Annotated in this window: 12 protein-coding genes; 6 read left to right on the top strand and 6 right to left on the bottom strand. The window is 73.9% G+C overall.

The window, feature by feature from the left end; all coding sequences use genetic code 11:
- Window positions 1–377: 377 nt before the first annotated feature.
- The 3 genes from ABT112_RS02835 to ABT112_RS02825 all read right to left on the bottom strand — a co-directional run bounded on the left by ABT112_RS02835 (window position 378) and on the right by ABT112_RS02825 (window position 5,278).
- Window positions 378–1,130 (bottom strand): GntR family transcriptional regulator, encoded by a 753-nt coding sequence (locus ABT112_RS02835; protein ID WP_351504801.1) that lies wholly within the window; start codon window positions 1,128–1,130, stop codon window positions 378–380.
- 100 nt (window positions 1,131–1,230) lie between these two features.
- The gene (locus ABT112_RS02830; protein WP_351504799.1) at window positions 1,231–2,409 is read right to left on the bottom strand and encodes an alpha/beta hydrolase fold domain-containing protein; all 1,179 of its coding nucleotides are present in this window, start codon (window positions 2,407–2,409) and stop codon (window positions 1,231–1,233) included.
- Between the two features lie 301 nt (window positions 2,410–2,710).
- On the bottom strand, window positions 2,711–5,278 hold the full coding sequence (locus tag ABT112_RS02825; protein ID WP_351504796.1) for a SpoIIE family protein phosphatase: 2,568 nt from the start codon (window positions 5,276–5,278) through the stop codon (window positions 2,711–2,713).
- A 326-nt stretch (window positions 5,279–5,604) separates the two neighbouring features.
- Between ABT112_RS02825 and ABT112_RS02820 the strand changes: the two genes are divergently transcribed.
- A complete protein-coding gene (locus tag ABT112_RS02820; protein ID WP_351504794.1) occupies window positions 5,605–6,978 on the top strand; it encodes an FAD-binding oxidoreductase in 1,374 nt (457 codons plus the stop codon).
- Window positions 6,979–7,126: 148 nt separating this feature from the next.
- Here ABT112_RS02820 and ABT112_RS02815 read toward each other — a convergent pair whose 3' ends face one another.
- On the bottom strand, window positions 7,127–8,584 hold the full coding sequence (locus tag ABT112_RS02815; RefSeq protein ID WP_351504792.1) for a PucR family transcriptional regulator: 1,458 nt from the start codon (window positions 8,582–8,584) through the stop codon (window positions 7,127–7,129).
- A gap of 407 nt (window positions 8,585–8,991) precedes the next feature.
- Between ABT112_RS02815 and ABT112_RS02810 the strand changes: the two genes are divergently transcribed.
- Together ABT112_RS02810 and ABT112_RS02805 are read left to right on the top strand one after the other, a co-directional pair.
- Window positions 8,992–10,524, top strand: coding sequence for an amino acid permease (locus tag ABT112_RS02810; protein ID WP_351504790.1), 1,533 nt, complete (start codon window positions 8,992–8,994; stop codon window positions 10,522–10,524).
- Between the two features lie 201 nt (window positions 10,525–10,725).
- On the top strand, window positions 10,726–12,519 hold the full coding sequence (locus tag ABT112_RS02805; RefSeq protein WP_351504788.1) for an NAD-binding protein: 1,794 nt from the start codon (window positions 10,726–10,728) through the stop codon (window positions 12,517–12,519).
- Window positions 12,520–12,690: 171 nt separating this feature from the next.
- Here ABT112_RS02805 and ABT112_RS02800 read toward each other — a convergent pair whose 3' ends face one another.
- Window positions 12,691–13,107: a cupin domain-containing protein gene (locus ABT112_RS02800; protein WP_351504786.1), complete on the bottom strand. Its 417-nt coding sequence runs from the start codon at window positions 13,105–13,107 to the stop codon at window positions 12,691–12,693.
- Window positions 13,108–13,166: 59 nt separating this feature from the next.
- On the opposite strand from ABT112_RS02800, the gene ABT112_RS02795 reads away from it, so the two are divergent.
- A complete protein-coding gene (locus ABT112_RS02795) occupies window positions 13,167–13,655 on the top strand; it encodes a MarR family winged helix-turn-helix transcriptional regulator (protein ID WP_502975227.1) in 489 nt (162 codons plus the stop codon).
- A 230-nt stretch (window positions 13,656–13,885) separates the two neighbouring features.
- Here the strand turns inward: ABT112_RS02795 and ABT112_RS02790 are convergent, their stop codons facing one another.
- Window positions 13,886–14,728 carry a LysR substrate-binding domain-containing protein gene (locus ABT112_RS02790; RefSeq protein WP_351504784.1) on the bottom strand — a complete coding sequence of 281 codons (843 nt, stop codon included), beginning with the start codon at window positions 14,726–14,728 and terminating at the stop codon, window positions 13,886–13,888.
- Between the two features lie 154 nt (window positions 14,729–14,882).
- On the opposite strand from ABT112_RS02790, the gene ABT112_RS02785 reads away from it, so the two are divergent.
- The gene (locus tag ABT112_RS02785) at window positions 14,883–15,290 is read left to right on the top strand and encodes a DUF5997 family protein (protein ID WP_351504782.1); all 408 of its coding nucleotides are present in this window, start codon (window positions 14,883–14,885) and stop codon (window positions 15,288–15,290) included.
- 50 nt (window positions 15,291–15,340) lie between these two features.
- Window positions 15,341–15,574 carry a hypothetical protein gene (locus ABT112_RS02780; protein WP_351504781.1) on the top strand — a complete coding sequence of 78 codons (234 nt, stop codon included), beginning with the start codon at window positions 15,341–15,343 and terminating at the stop codon, window positions 15,572–15,574.
- Window positions 15,575–15,670 lie beyond the last annotated feature (96 nt).

Genomic DNA, 15,670 nt, shown 5'->3' with positions numbered 1-15,670 from the left:
CGACACATCGTAAAGATCAAACGGAAGATCATCATCCAGACAGGCCCCCCACCTGGGACTCTGTGAGTTTTGACACAGAAGGGCCGCCCTGCCCAAGCGGGTCAAAGCAGGCATAAGGGCGGCGATGGGGTGATGTGCGGTGACCTCGGGAGCCGCGACGGCGACCGCGGTGTTGAGGTGGTGCGATGGCGTCGTGGTGGCGCGGTGGCGCGGTGGCGCGGTGGCGCGGTGGTGTCATGGCGACGGGGTGGCGGGGCGACCAGGGCCGGAGCGGGGCCGCCCCCGCAGGGGAAACGGAGGGCGAGGCGCACCGGCAGCCGGATGGATCCGGCGCCGGTGCGGAACGGAGCCCCCGGCGAACCGGGAGCTCCCGACCGCTACTTCACCGGCAGGTGGTACGAGACGCGGAAGCGGTCGGCCGGCACCACGACATCGGCCGTCTCGACCGGCCGCCCCGAGGCGAAGAACGTCCGGGCGACCACGATGACCGCGTGCCCGGGGACGCCGCCGAGGGCCAGGGTCTCCTCCGCGAGGCCGGGCCGGGCGCCGATCTCCTCCAGCACGTTGTCGACGACCACGTCGATCGCGGCCATCCGCTCGACGACCCCGCGGCCGGCCAGCGGCCCCTCCTCGGGCAGCATCACGGGGGTGCGGCCGGTGACGGCCAGCGGCTCCCACGAGGTGGAGAGCATCGTCGGCTCACCCTCGGCGCGGTAGACGTAGCGCGTGCGCATCACCCGCTCCCCCGGCGCGATGTCCAGCCGGGCCGCGATCTCCGCGGTCGCCTCGTCCTGCTCGCTGCTGGATTCCCAGGTGCCGGTGACCCGGTCGTCCGCGTGCTCCTGGCGGAACGGGGTGGACTCCCCCGCCGCGCGGTAGCCGGTGCGGGCGATCCGCCGCGGGACGGGCTGCTCCCGGACATAGGTGCCGGACCCGGAGCGCCCCTCGACGAGCCCCTCGGCCATGAGCACCTTGCGCGCCTCCAGCGCGACGGTGTCGGAGACGCCGTACTCCTCGCGGATGCGGGCCTGGGACGGGAGCCTGGTGTGCGGCGGCAGTGAGCCGTCCGCGATCTTCTGCCGCAGGTCACCGGCGACCCGCAAGTACGCAGGCTGCTCACCGAAAGGCACAGGCCCCTCCCCATCAGGTTGACATTCTGCAACAGCGTGGCAACCCTGGGTTGTTGACGGCAAGCGCAGGCCAGAGTTTCACTCGAAGTGGTGATCTTGGTCAAGGTCCCGCATGAGTCGCAAGGAAGCGCGCCAGGACGGGCCGGGCGATCTGGGTTCCCCAGCCGCCCCAGTTGTAGTCGAACGCATGGTCCGCCCAGGGGATCTCCACGTACCGGTGCCGCGCGCCGATCGCGGCCAGCCGGGCGTTCAGCTCGCGTGCCTGTGTCACGGGGACGAGCCGGTCGTGGCTGCCGTGCAGCAGCAGGGTCGGCGGCACATCGGCCCGGACCAGCTGGGCCGGGGACCCCAGCCGGAAGCTGTCCGGCGCCGAGCGGAACGAGCCGCCCATGAAGCGGCGCACGGCCGGGTCCGCCGGATCGGCGCCGCTCGCGATCAGTCCGGCCATGTCGGTGGGCCCGTAGAACGACACCACCGCCCGCACCGAGGTGTCCCGGGCCGTGCGGCAGGAGGGGCGCGGCCGGACGTCGCGGGCGGTGTAGGCGGCGGAGAGCGCCAGGTTGCCGCCGGCGGAGGTGCCCGCGAGGACGATCCGGGACGGGTCGACGCCGTAGCGGTCCGCGTGCCGGCGCACCCAGCCGATCGCGCACTTCACGTCCCCGATCTGCTGCAGCTGCGTCGCCCCGGGCGCGAGCCGGTACTCGACGTCGAACACGGCGTAGCCGCGGTCGTTGAGCCACTGGTTCCAGCGCGGGGTCTGGCTCCGGTGGCCGGACTCCCAGCCGCCGCCGTGCACCCAGACGACGGCCGGGCGGGGCCGGTGCGCGGGCCGGTCCGGCAGCCAGACGTCCATCTTCAGCCGGTGCCGGCCCACCCGCGCGTAGCCGAGGGTGCGCTCCCGGTCCGGGGTGAGGGCGTAGTTGAGCCCGTCGAACTGCCCGGCCAGGGAGAGCCCTTCGCCCTGGACGCGGGCCGTGCGCCAGGCCAGGGCGTACGGCGCGAGGGCGCAGAACAGCGCCGCGCCGGAGGTGGTGAGCGCGATCCAGGACGTCCAGCGCACCCGGACCCGCCGCGCGGCCAGGACCCCGAGGAGCCCCAGCGCGGCCGGGAGCGCGAGCACCGGGGTGCACCACGAGGTGGCCAGCACCGACGCGGTGGCCAGCAGCGGCTGCCGGGGCAGCGGCACCAGGACCAGGACGAGCAGCAGGGTCTGCACGGCGGCGAGCAGCAGCAGCGCCGTGGCGAGCAGCCACCGCACGATGCCTCGCCACAGCGCCATGACCGCCTCCTCGGCACCGCCCTCCTCGCCCCGCCCTCGCGCCGGGACCGCGGGAACCGCCGGGCCCAGACTGTCCCGGGCGGGGGCGGAGCGCCCACGCGGACTGGTCCGATCGGCGCAGTGCCCGGCTGCGGGGTGGATGGGGCACGGCGGCGGTCGAGGGGCAGGGCGGAGGGGGTGCGCGGCGGTCGCTGACCGATCGGCCTGGGGGGAGGCGCGGCGGTCGCCTGCGGGTCAGCCGGAGGGGGACGGCGGACGCCGACCGGTCAGCCCGAGGGAGTGCGCAGCGGTCGCCGGCCGGTCAGCCGGAGGGGGTTCGGGTTCCGGTTCCGGTTCCGGCGGCCGGGGTGTCCGTGCCGGTGTACGCCGTGAGCAGCAGCGCCACGTCGTCCGGCCGGTCCGGTGCCCGGCGGGCCTGCCGCACCAGCAGGTCGGCCAGGTGTTCCAGGGAGTCGGGCGGGGTGCGGGCGAGGCAGGACAGCACCGCCTCCACGCCGTGGTCGATGTCGACGCCCGGCTGTTCGACCAGCCCGTCGGTGTAGAGCGCGAGGACGGAACCGCGGGGCAGTTCCAGCTCGTTCACCGGATAGGTGGCGTCCGGGTCGACGCCCAGCAGGGTGCCGCCGGCCAGTTGCAGCTGCTCGGTGCGGCCGTCGGGATGGCGCAGCAGCGGCGGGGGGTGGCCCGCCCGGACCGCGCGGGCCCGGCCGGTGGCGGGGTCGAGTTCGATGTAGCAGCAGGTGGCGTAGACCCCCGCGTCGAGGTCGGCGAGCAGCCGGTTGGTCCGGGAGAGCACCTCGACGGGGGTGCTGTCGCTGGTGGCGAAGGCGTTCACGGCGCTGCGCAGCTGCCCCATGACCGCGGCGGCGGCCACGTTGTGGCCCTCGACGTCGCCGATCACCAGGGCGACCCCGCGGCCGGTGACGATCACGTCGTACCAGTCGCCGCCGATCTCCATGCCCTGCGTGCCGGGCAGATACCGGCCGGCCGTGCGCAGCCCCTCGACCGGGGGCAGCCGGTGCGGCAGGAGGGCGTCCTGCAGCCCGCGGGCCAGGGCGAACTCGGCGTCGTAGAGGCGGGCGCGCTCCATCGCCTGGGCGACGAGGCCGCCGAGGGCGGTCAGGGCGGCCCGTTCGTCGGCGGTGAAGGTGTGGGGTGCGTCGTAGCCGAGGATGCAGGAGCCGACCGGGTGCCCGGAGGCGATGAGCGGCAGGAACGCCCAGGCGTGCATCCGGTCCAGCGAGATGCCCGGATAGGCGGCGGAGAGCCGGCGGGGCGACTCGAAGAAGATCGGGACGCCGGAGGTGAGGGTCTCCACGCCGGGCAGGTGGGCGTCGAGCGGTACGCCCTCGAACTCCTCCAGGAAGCCGTCCGGGTAGCCGGACTCCCAGGCCAGGTGCATCCGCCCGTCCCGGATGACGTAGAGCGCGAGTTCCTGTCCGCCGAAGGCCGGGAGCAGCTGGTCGGCGACCGCGATGCAGACCTCGCGCACGGTCACCGCCTCGGTGAGCACGCTGGCCATGTGCACCACGTGGTAGAGCGCGCCGGGGCGGCGCAGGGCGACGGGCGCGGCGACCTGCGCGTCGGGCTCCGGGAACCGGTCGTCGGGGGCCTCGTCGAGGGGCGGGGCGGTGGGGAAGACCCGGCCGGTCAGCCCGCTGGCGTCCGGGTAGAGGATGAACCCCAGCCAGCCGCCGTCGGGATGGCGGGCCAGGAACGACGCGGGGTCCTGGGAGAGCATCGCCGCCCGGTAGCGGTCCTCGTACGCCGGGTCCGACAGCCAGTGCAGCACCTCCCAGGGGTGCCGCCCGAGCAGTTCCTCCCGGGAGCGGCGGAGCAGTTGCTCGCAGCGGTGGTTGGTGTAGGTGACCCGGCCGTCCTGGTCCATGGAGAAGACACCGTCGGGCAGCCGTTCGGCGGCCTCGGCCGCGGTGGTCCCGGTGCCCGCGTCGACGACGACGCCCACCAGGTGGCGGGCGGAGTCGGGCCGTTCGCGGCCGCCGACCACCCGGCCCCACAGCTCCACCTGCCGGTGGCGCGGCTCGCCGGAGCTCCGGTCCAGCACCCGGAATCTGCGGGCGCGGACCCAGCCGTGCTCGGCGGCCTCCCGGCGGCTCGCCCGCAGCTCGTGGAGGTCGTCGGGGCTGACGAGGGCCTCCAGCTCGTCGAGGGTGCCGCCGAAGGCCGCCGGGTCCGCGCCCAGCACCGCGCAGGCCTCGTCGTCGACGGCCATCGTCCCGGACCCGAGGTCCCAGTCGATCAGCCCGACGCGCACCCCGGCGACCGCGGCGGCGGGGAGCCGGACGCTGAACGGCTCCTCGTCGTACTCGATCGGGCAGTCCTGGTCCTGGAGCTGCGCCAGGTCCTCGCCCATGGCGTCGGCGGCGGTGCGCAGCCGGTCCTCGCCCGGGGCGGGGCCGCTGCCGCGGGTGCTGGACCGCATCACGATGAGGACGCCCACCACCTCGCCGTACACCAGCACGGGCAGGTAGGCGGAGGCGAACGGGTAGGGCAGGCCGACCGACATCTGCGGGAAGCGGCGCATGGTCTCGCCCTCGTCGGAGAGGTGGATGCCCTCGGCGTTGCGGTAGGCCTCCGCCGCGGGGACGGCGCCGCTGACCGGCACCCGCCACCAGGGCTTCAGCAGGGAGCGGGGGATCCCGGCGACCATGGCGAGCACGAGGGAGCGGCGGTCGCGGGAGCGCAGGTAGATACCGCCTCCGTAGCCGCCCCCGGCGCGGACGGCTTCGACCAGGGCCGGGGCCAGGGCGGAGGTCAGGGTGTTCTCGACCTGCACCTCGCAGCCGTCATCGTCGTCGTCGCTGCCCGGGCCGGAGCCGCGCGCCGGCCACGGGGCTTCCTCAGCCATGTCGCGCCCTCCCGGGTACGGACGCCCGCACGTCGTATCACCAGCATGTGACACGGCCGGGTGATCGGCGCGCGGGGCGGGGGTGGGCCGGGTGTGGGGCTCGGCCGGGCGCCCCCGGGCCGCGGGACGGCAAAAGCGGCCGGGCGGCGGGACGGCAGAGGGGCCGGGCGACGGGACGGCAGAGCGGCCGGGACCCGCGGCGCGACGGGCGGCGGGCTGCCTGGCTCGTATCCGGGACCGCGGAGGGGCCGGGCCGCGACGGACGGGCAGGCACGGCCGGGGCGACGTAGCGTGGAAGAGGGATCAGTGCACCAGAGGTGGTCGTGATGGCTGCGAGCGCAGTGATTCAGCAGCTCCGCGGGCGTGTGGAAGGGCCGGTGACCGGTCCCGGGGACGCCCGTTACGACGAGGCGCGGAGCGTCCACAACGCGATGATCGACCGGACCCCGGCCGCCGTGGTCCGATGTACCGGCGCCGGTGACGTCCGGGCGGTGGTCGACGCGGCCCGGGAGAGCGGGCTCGAACTCGCCGTCCGGGGCGGCGGCCACAGCGTCCCGGGCTTCGGCACCTGCGACAACGGTCTGGTGGCGGACCTGTCGGGCATGCGGGACGTCCGCGTCGACCCCGCCACCCGGACCGCGCGCGTCGAAGGCGGCGCGACCTGGGGCGACTTCAACGACGCGGGCTACGCGTACGGGCTCGCCACCACCGGCGGCATCATCTCCACCACCGGCGTCGGCGGGCTCACCCTGGGCGGCGGCATCGGCTATCTGTCCCGGTCGATGGGGCTGTCCTGCGACAGTCTGATCTCCGCCGAGGTGGTCACCGCCGACGGCCGGATCCTCGTCGCGAGCGAGCAGGAGAACGAGGACCTGTTCTGGGCGGTGCGCGGGGGCGGCGGCAACTTCGGCGTGGTGACGTCGTTCGAGTTCCGGCTCGGCCCGGTCAAGGACGTCTACGGCGGCCCGCTCCTCTACGAGTTCGAGGACACGGCCTCCGTGCTGCGCTTCTTCCGCGACTTCATCACCACCGCGCCGCGCGAACTCGGCGCCTTCCCGGGGCTGCAGATCGCGCCGCCGCTGCCGTTCATCCCGGAGGAGCGCCAGGGCCGGGTCCACGCGATCGTGGTGACCTGCTGGACCGGTCCGATGGAAGAGGGCGAGCAGGCCGTGCGGCCGTTCCGGGACGCGGGCCGGGTGGTCGCCGAACACCTCGGGCCGATGCCGTATCCGATGCTCAACAGCGCCTTCGACGACCTGGTGCCGCCGGGCCTGCAGCACTACTGGAAGGCCAACTTCGTCACCGAGCTCACCGACGCGGCGATCGCGGCGCACGTCGAGCACGGGCCGGGGCTGCCCGCCGTCAACTCGACCGTGCACATCTACCCGATCAACGGCGCCTGCCACGACGTGGCGCCGGACGCCACGGCCTTCGCGTACCGGGACGCCACCTTCGCCACCGTCATCGCCGGCATGTGGCCGGACGCGGCGGACAACGAGGCGTCCGTCGACTGGGTCCGCGACTACTACCGGGCGACCGCCCCGCACTCGGAGGGCGGCGGCTACATCAACTTCATGGCCGACGACGACCAGGGCCGGATCCGGGACAACTACCGGGAGAACTACGAACGGCTGGCCCGGATCAAGCAGAGCTACGACCCGGACAACCTGTTCCATCTGAACCAGAACATCAAGCCCTGACCCTTGACGGGGACCGGGGGCGGGGGGTGACGCGGGCCGGGGGCGGGTGGTGACATGGGCCGGGGGCGGGTGGTGACGGCCGCGCCACGGACGGCCGCGGGCCCGGATCGGCCGCGGGCACGGATCCGCGGGCCCGGATCCGCGGGCCTCAGAGCCGGGAAGCGGGCAGCAGGCCCAGCAAGTGGCCCATCTTCAGGCCGAGATGGAGCACCAGCCGGTCGTCGCCGACGGCGAGGCTCAGACCGGTGATCTGCTCGACCTTGTGCAGCCGGTAGTAGAGGGTCTGCCGGTGCACCGCGAGTTCGGCGGCGGACCGCTGGGCGTTGCCCGCCTCGTCGAGGTAGACCTCCAGCGTGCGGATGAGTTCGGGGTCGCCGCAGGCGAACAGCCGGTGCACCGCCGGGTCGAGGGAGGAGTCCCGCAGTTCGCTCTGCGGGATCCGCGCCAGCAGCCGGTAGACGCCGAGCCGTTCCCACTCCACGACCGGGCCGGCGTGCGGCAGGAACGCCCCGATCCGGGTGGCGAGCCGGGCCTCCTGCCAGCTCGCGTGCGCCTCGCCCAGGTCGGGCCGGGGCGCCCCCAGGCCGATGAGCAGCGGCGGACGGTCGCGGACCGTGCCGGGCGGCCCTCCTGCCCCGTCCGCGATCCGGGCCGCCGCCGCGCGGGCGGGACCGAGGTCCGTCACGGACTCCAGGGGCACCAGCAGAACGGCGTGATCGGCGGCGACATGGGCGAGCACCTGCCGTGGCAGCCCCCACAGCAGGGTCGCCAGGGCGTCCCGGGGGTCCCACTGCTCCGGGATCTTCGCGGCGGCCGCGTCCGGCTGCTCCCGCATGGCCGGGATGCCTCCCCGGTCCCGGGCGTACTGTGCGTCACCTGTGCCTGGTGCGTACCGCGCGTCACCACTGCCCCGTACGTACTGTGCGTCCCCGCTGCCTCGTGCGTGCCGCGCGTCCCCGCCGCCTTGTGCGTGCCGCGCGTCCCCGCTGCCTTGCGCATGCTGTGCGTACCGCGCGCCGCGGCTGCCCGGTACGTACCGTGCGTCACAGCCGCCCCGGCCCGTGTCGTGGAATCGCAGCGCGACGGCGGCCACCGGGGTGCCGCGGGGCACGTGTCCCAGGTCGCCGATCTCCACCGCAGCCTGCTCCCGGACCTCGGGCGAGACGGAGATCAGGTCGCGCAGCCGGTAGCCCAGGTCCTCCCGCAGGTGCAGTTCGGTGGCCATCAGCGCCCCCGCCCGTGACGCCAGCGCCATCGCGCGGGGCAGCAGGGTCTCCCCGATCTCCCGGCCCTCGTCGAGCAGCCACAGGTACCCGTAGGTGATGCCCTGCCAGCGGACCGGGAGGCAGAGCCGGGCCATCACCCGCGAGCGGGGGTCCGCGGGGATGCGGACCGGCCCGGTGGCGGTGCTGATGCCGTAGCCCTCGAAGTGCTCGCGGATCTCGGCGGAGGACTGCCGCTGCAGGATGGACCGCTCCCGCACCGTGTCGATCGCGCCGTCGTGAGCGCAGAAGGCGATCAGGGCCAGGCTGCGCTCCTCGAGGATCGCGGGTGCTTCCAGCAGCCGTGAAACCTCGTCGACGATGTCCTGGTACTCGGGCCTCATATCCGTTCGCTCCCGGCGTCCGCGGCCCGGCTGCCTGCCCGGGTCCGGGCGCCTCCGGTCGGGGCACTCGGCGGAAACCCACCGGAAAGCCGGTGAGAACCCACCGCGAACGATACCCACCGCCCCGCCCCGCGGCCTTTGAGCAGATGGAGCAATCCGGGGCCGGAAGATGTGGCACTTGTCGATGGGTCCGGCTCCCGGTGCACCCCTACCTTCCGGGCAGGCCCGGTGTGACGCACGACCTGCTCCGCGGGGCCCGCCTCCCCGGCCGACCGGACTGTCGTCCCCCTTCCGGCCTGCGGAAACCCCCACCCCGGGGTGCGAATCGGCCGCTGTTCCCCGCCCGGCATCCCCGGGCGCGCGGCCGTGAACCGGGACGCCGCCACCCCTTCCGACGGGAGTGACCCATGACCACAGCAGGCAGAGCCGGTCCGTCCACCGGCATCTTCCGCCGCCAGCCGATCACCGGCGGCGGGCCCGACGACGGCAGGCCGTCCGGCCTGAAGCGCACCCTGGGACTCTGGCAGCTCACCGCGATCGGCCTCGGCGCGATCATCGGCGCCGGGATCTTCTCGCTGGCCGGGACGGTCGCCAAGGGCACCGCCGGGCCCGCCGTCAGTCTGTCGTTCATCATCGCCGGAGTCGCCAGCGCCACGGCGGCGCTGGCCTACGCCGAGTTCGCCGGGATGATCCCGCGCGCCGGCTCCGCGTACACCTACAGCTACGCCGTGCTCGGCGAGGTCGTCGCCTGGCTGATCGGCTGGGATCTGCTGCTGGAGTACACGGCGATCGTCGCGGTGGTGGCGATCGGCATCTCCGGCTACTTCTCGTTCCTCCTCCAGGGGCTGGGCATCGACCTCCCGGCGTGGATGCTCGGCGCCCCGGGCACCGGCTCCGGCCACCGGGTCGACCTCTTCGCCGCGCTGCTCTGCCTGCTCATCGCCTGGCTGCTCAACCGGGGCATGCGGACCAGTGCGCGGATCGAGACGGTCCTGGTCTTCGTGAAGATCGCGATCGTGCTGGCGGTCATCGTGGTCGGCGCGTTTCATGTGAACTCCGGCAACCTCAGCCCGTTCCTGCCGTACGGCTTCGGCGGTGTGGTGACCGGCGCGGCCACCGTCTTCTTCGCCGTCTTCGGCTACGACGCGATGAGCACCGCGGCGGAGGAGTCGAAGGACGCGCAGCGCAATCTGCCACGCGCGATCCTGCTCTCGCTGGCCATCGCCATGGTGCTGTACCTGCTCGCCTGCGGGGTGCTGACGGGCATGCAGCCGTTCGACCGGATCGACCCGGAGAGCGCGTTCTCCTCGGCCTTCGCGGCCGTGGGGCTGCCCGGCTTCGCGGACGTCATCGCCGTCGGGGCGATCGTGGGCATCCTCACCGTGCTGTTCTCGTTCATGCTGGGCGCCTCCCGCGTCTGGTTCGCGATCAGCCGGGACGGGCTGCTCCCGGGCTGGTTCGCGAAGGTGCACCCGCGCACCGAGGTGCCGCACCGGCCGACGTGGATCGTGGGCGCGGTGTCCGCGGTGATGGCGGGGTTCATGCCGATCGCGGAGGCCGCGGAGCTCACCAACATCGGCATCCTGCTCGCCTTCGTGGTGGTCTCCGCCGCGGTGATCGTCCTCCGCTACCGGTCGCCGCAGCTGCCGCGGTCCTTCCGCTGCCCGGGCATGCCGGTGCTGCCGCTCGTCGGCATCGCCTTCTCGCTCTGGCTGGTCTTCCAGCTCCAGCCGACGACCTGGCTGCGCTTCCTGGTCTGGTTCCTGCTCGGCCTCGCGGTCTACGGGCTGTACGGGTACCGGAACTCGCTGCTGGGGCGGACGGCGGGGGCGGACGCAGGCGCGGCGGGAACGGTGCCGGTGGAAGCCGGGCCGGTGGAGGCGGACGGGCCGGGGGCGAGCCGGGCCGCGGAGGCCGGGGAGCAGGGAGGGGAACGATGACCGCGCCCTCGCGATCCTCCCCTTCCGTCCCGGCCGTCCCTGACGTCCCAACCATCGCGGCCCCGTCCGACCCGGCCGTCCGGGCCGACCGGCCCGGCGCTCAGCAGTGCCACTGCGGGGTGCCGCTCACCGCCTGTGCCGGCTGCGGGGAACCGCGGTGTCCCGCCTGCGATCCCTACCGGTCCGATGACTGCACGTTCGGTGTCTGAGGCGCCGGGGGTGCCGGCGCTCGGGGCGTCCGGGTTCCCGGTGCCCCCGCGCGCCGAGGACCCGTTTCCCCTCGGGCGGGCCGCCGGGACCGCCGGTGCCCCGCCCGAGGGAAACGGGACACCACCCGGCCGGTACTACGTGGTGATCGGCGGCGATGTGGCCCGCAAGGTCTGCGGCACCCTGCAGGCCGCGGGCCACACCGTGTGCCATCTGACCCAGCCCACGGACGAGGAACTGCGCGCGGCCCTCGCCCCCGACGGAACGGCACCGAGCGGGGCCGATCCGTCGGCTCCGTCCGCCACTCCCGATCCGAACGGCCGGCTCGGTCCTGACGTGACACGTGTGGCGGACGTGGCCGGCGGGGCGGAGATGGCTGGGGCCGCCGCGGCGGAGATGGCTGGGGCCGGCGGGGCGGAGATGGCCGCGGCCGGCCTAACGGACACCGCCGGGGCCGGCGTAACGGACACGGGCAGGGTGGCGGACACGGCTGAGGCCGGCCTGGCGGACACGGGCGGCGTGGCCAGTGTGGCGGACACGGGCGGCGTGGCCGGCGTGGCGATCCTCCTCGACGACGTGGAGTCCCTCCGCTACGCGCTCGCCGTGGAGCACATCCGCCCGCATGTCCGCCTGGTGGTGACGATCTTCGACCGGACCGTGGCCGAGCAACTGGTGCGGGTGGTCCCGAACTGCCGGGTCACCTCCCCCGCCGACGTCGTCGCCCCCACCTTCCTGGCCGCCTGCATCGAGCCCGGTCTGGTGTCCCTGAGCCGTACGGAATCCGGCCATGCCGCCGCCCACTGGGAGAACGGTTCCCTGCGGCGCACGCCCTACCGCGCGCCCCGGGCGCTGCGGTACCGGGCCCGGGCAGGGCGGCTCCGGGGGCAACTGCGGCCGCACGACGGCAGTTCGCGGATCATGCTGGCCGGGCTGGCCGGGCTGCTCACCGTCCTCCTCTCGGACTGGGCCTGGCTGGTGTTCCTGCATCACCGGCCGCCGGTGGAGGCGCTGTTCGAGGCGACGCGTACGGTCTCCACCGTCGGCCCCGCGTCCCCGCACGGTCCGGACACCCCGTACCTGGTGTTCGGCATCGTCGCGATGCTGATCACCATGGCCTTCACCGCGGTCTTCACCGCCGGGATGGTGGACCGGATGCTCGCGCCGCGCTCCGTCGGCATCGTGGGCCCCCGGGCGCTGCCGCGGGCCGGCCATGTGGTGGTCGTCGGTCTCGGGCAGGTGGGCCTGCGGCTCTGCACCGAACTGCAGGACCTGGGCATCGGCGTGATCGCCGTGGAACGCGACCCGCAGGCCCCCAACCTCCGGCTGGCCAGGGCGCTCGGCGTCCCGGTGGTCGTGGCCGACGCCCAGGACCGCTTCGTCCTGCGCGAACTCGGCCTGCACCGCGCGCAGGCCCTGGCCGCCGTCGCCTCGGACGACCTCGACAACATCGCCGTGTCGGTGGCGGCCCTGGCGGTCGCGCCCGACCTGCGGATCGTCATCCGGGCCGGCGACCACGAGGCCATCGCGGAGACCCGCTCACTCTTCAGGATCGGCCTGGTCCACGACCTGGGCGGCCTCAGCGCCGCGTACACGACGGCGAGCCTGTACGGGGCGCAGCCGCCGCGCGGGGTGCTGGTCCAGGACGGCCGGCTCCTGGTCGAGAACGCGGACGGCACGCTGCTCCCCTGGCCGGAGGCGGAACGCTGCGACCACGCGCAGGACGAATCCGCGGACGGAAGGCCGGCAGCGGGCCGGACCGTCCCGGGCCCGAGACTCCGTCAGCGATGAACACCCCTGGCCACGCGCCCCGTTCGCACGTCCCGCCTTCGCACTCCCTGTGTTCGCGCTCCTGGGGTTCGCGCTCCCTGTTCGGTTTCGGCCTCGGCCTCATCCCGGATCGTGGCCCGGCCCCGGCCGTCACCCAGTCGAGCAGGTGCCCGGCTGCCACCAACGGGCCGACTACGCGATCCAGGCCGGGACCAAGCGCTCACCGTCCCGTACGGCGCATCCGTCGGCGTCCGGTCCGGCGGCCTCCCGCACCCGTACCTGCCCGCCGGCCCGGGAGGCGACCACGGCGGTGAGCCCCTCGGGCCCGTCGCAGAACACCTGCCGGGGGAGGCCCGCGGGCATCACCACGGTGTCGCCGGACGTCACGGTCACCGCCTCCCCGCCGAGGTCGATCCGGGCGCCGCCCTCGAGCACGGTCCAGACCTGTTCCGCGTCGAAGGTGTGCTCGGGCCCGGCCTGCCCGGGCCGCATCGCGACCCGCCAGACGGCGAGCTCGCCGGCAGGCCCCTGTGTGGGCGAGGCGAGGGTGGTCATGACGGCGTTCGGCGTCTCGGTCCGGCGGGCTTCGGCATGGCGGATGACAGGCATCGTGGAGTCTCCTACACTCGACAACATGGTTGTCCTTCTCGCCGCAACAGTGAACCTGGTTGTCGATTGTGTCAAGTGATCCCGCCGCCACCCCCGGCTTCGAACTGCCCCTGCGCCTGTTCCTTGGATTCCGGGCCCTCATCGACGATCTGCACGCCGAACTCGCCCGCCAGGGGCATCCCGACGTGCGTCCCCTGCACGGGTTCGTCTTCCAGGCCATCGGCCCGTACGGCACCACGGCCGCCGAGCTGGGCCGCACCCTCGGCGTCTCCAAACAGGCCGCGGGCAAGACGATCGACTCCCTCGAACGCCTCGGCTACGTCCGGCGGGCGACCGACCCCCACGACGCCCGCCGCAAAACGGTCCAGCTGACCGAACGGGGCGCCGACTGCCTCACCCGCTCGGCCCGGATCTTCGACGAGCTACGGGCGCAGTGGGCAGCGACGCTGGGCGAGGAACGGCTGCACGCCTTGGAGGACGACCTGCGCACGGTGACCCCACAGGACCTGTTCCGCCTGGACGTCCCGGGCTGGTTCGGCGGGGCGTGACGTCGGGGCTTCGGGGCTTCGGGGCTGGAGGCTTCGGGGTGGGCGTTCGGGCTCGGGTTCCGGGACTCCGGAGCTCGGGACTCCAAGCTCGGGACTCCGGAGCTGAGGGCTGAGCGTTCGGGCTCGGGACCCTGGGGCCAGCGGCCGGGCGTTCCGGGCTCCGGGCTCCGGGCTCCGGGCTCCGGGCTCAAGATTGGAGGCGGGTTCGATCCTGCGGGTCCGGGGCGGATCTACGACCTACCGCGGGGCTTTCCGCGCTTGCCGCCGCCCTTGGCGCCACCGGAACCACTGCCCCGGCCCTTCCCCGCCGCTCTGCCGGTCGGCTTCCCAGCCGCCCTCCCGGCGGTCCGCCCCGTCGGCTTGCCTCCCGACCTGCCGGTTCCGCCACCCGCGGACTTCCGGCCGGAGCCGCCCGCACCGCCGGCGTCGGACCGCTTGTCCTGCGACTGCGCCGCGGCCCCGGCCCGCCCGCGCGTGCTGTTGACCGTCCGGCCGCGCACGATCCCGATGAAATCGTCCACCAGGTCGGGGGTCTCCCCCTCCGGCCAGGACAGCGCGACGCGCGACTGGGGGGCGTCCGACACCGGACGGTAGGTGAGGTCCCGGCGGTGGTGCAGCCGGGCGAGGGACTGCGGCACGACCAGCACGCCCACGCCGGCCGCCACCAGCTCGATGGCGTCCCCGGTCGTGGCCGGGCGCTCGATCGCCGGCTGACCCGGCAGGCGCTCCCAGTCGAGGGTGTCGTCGAGGGAGTGCAGCACGATGTCGTCGGCCAGATCCTCGACGGACACCTCTTCGGCCGCCGTCACGACGTGGTCCTTCGGCACCACGACCACGGTGGTCTCGGTGTAGAGGGGGATCGCGCTCAGCGCCGTCCGGTCGACCGGCAACCGCACGAAGCCCGCGTCGGCGCCACCGCTGAGCAGCAGGTCGGGGGCTTCCGCGGCGGTTGCCGCGACAAGATCCAGAGGAATGTCGGGAAGCCGCTCGTTCCAGATCCGCACCCATTTGGCCAGCGTCACACCCGGGACATACGCGAGCCGGAACTGGGGGGACATCTCGGAGCCGGTCACCCCGCCAGGTTACCGGCCGCGACCGGGACGGCGGCCGTGGGCCGGGGCAGCAGCCCGCGGCCCGGCGTGGCAACCCCAGGCGCTCCGGCCACCCCGCGATCCCGGGTGGCGGCCGTGGTCAGCGGTCACGCACACGCTCGATACCCTGGACGGCATGACGTCGCACAAGACCTCCCAGACGATGAAGCCCGCAACCGCGGCGAAGAAGCTGGGTGTGTACCTCGAGGCCACCCCCGCGGAATTCCGGGAGGGTGTGGTCTCCCGCAGCGAGCTGAACGCGCTGCAGACCGACCCGCCCGAGTGGCTGCAGGAGCTGCGCCGCAACGGCCCGCACCCGCGGCCGGTCGTCGCCTCGAAGCTGGGCGTCTCCATCTCGGGCCTCGCACGCGGCGGCGTCACCGAGCCCCTCACCACGGAGCAGATCGACGCGCTGAAGCAGGAAGACCCCGAGTGGCTGCAGCAGGAGCGCGCCACCCAGGCCGAGGTCCGCAAGGAAGCCGTGCGCATCAAGGAGAAGAAGAAGGCGGAGCAGGACGACCAGTCCGGCAAGCCGCGCTCCTGAACGCCCCGCATCTCTACCGCGCCGAGCCCACCACCGGGGTAGGTGACGCGATGGCCTCCCTGGTGTACTTCCACCGCCTGGAGGAGAACGAGGACGGGGTCCGGTACCTCTTCGGCCCCGACCCCGAGGAGATGCACCGCACCCTCACCCTCGACAAGGGCATCCGCCGCTCCCTGCCCGACGACGGCACCATCGACCACGCCTTCCTGAAGGCATCCCAAAAGATCAACAGCATCCGCGAAGAACGGGGCACCTGGCCCCTGCGCGGCTTCAGCGCCAGTTGATCTTCACCTTCTGGGTTCGGGCGTCCATGGCTTGGCCGCCGCCCGGAGGCCTCAGCCTCGGCGTCCGGGAAGCAGCCACGGGCAGCCGTTCACGGA

Origin of the sequence: Streptomyces sp. NPDC002055 (genome assembly GCF_040296705.1) — a bacterium.
Lineage (GTDB): Bacteria > Actinomycetota > Actinomycetes > Streptomycetales > Streptomycetaceae > Streptomyces.
Note: the sequence above shows the minus strand (reverse complement) of the source record. Positions and strands in the feature narration are given on the sequence as shown.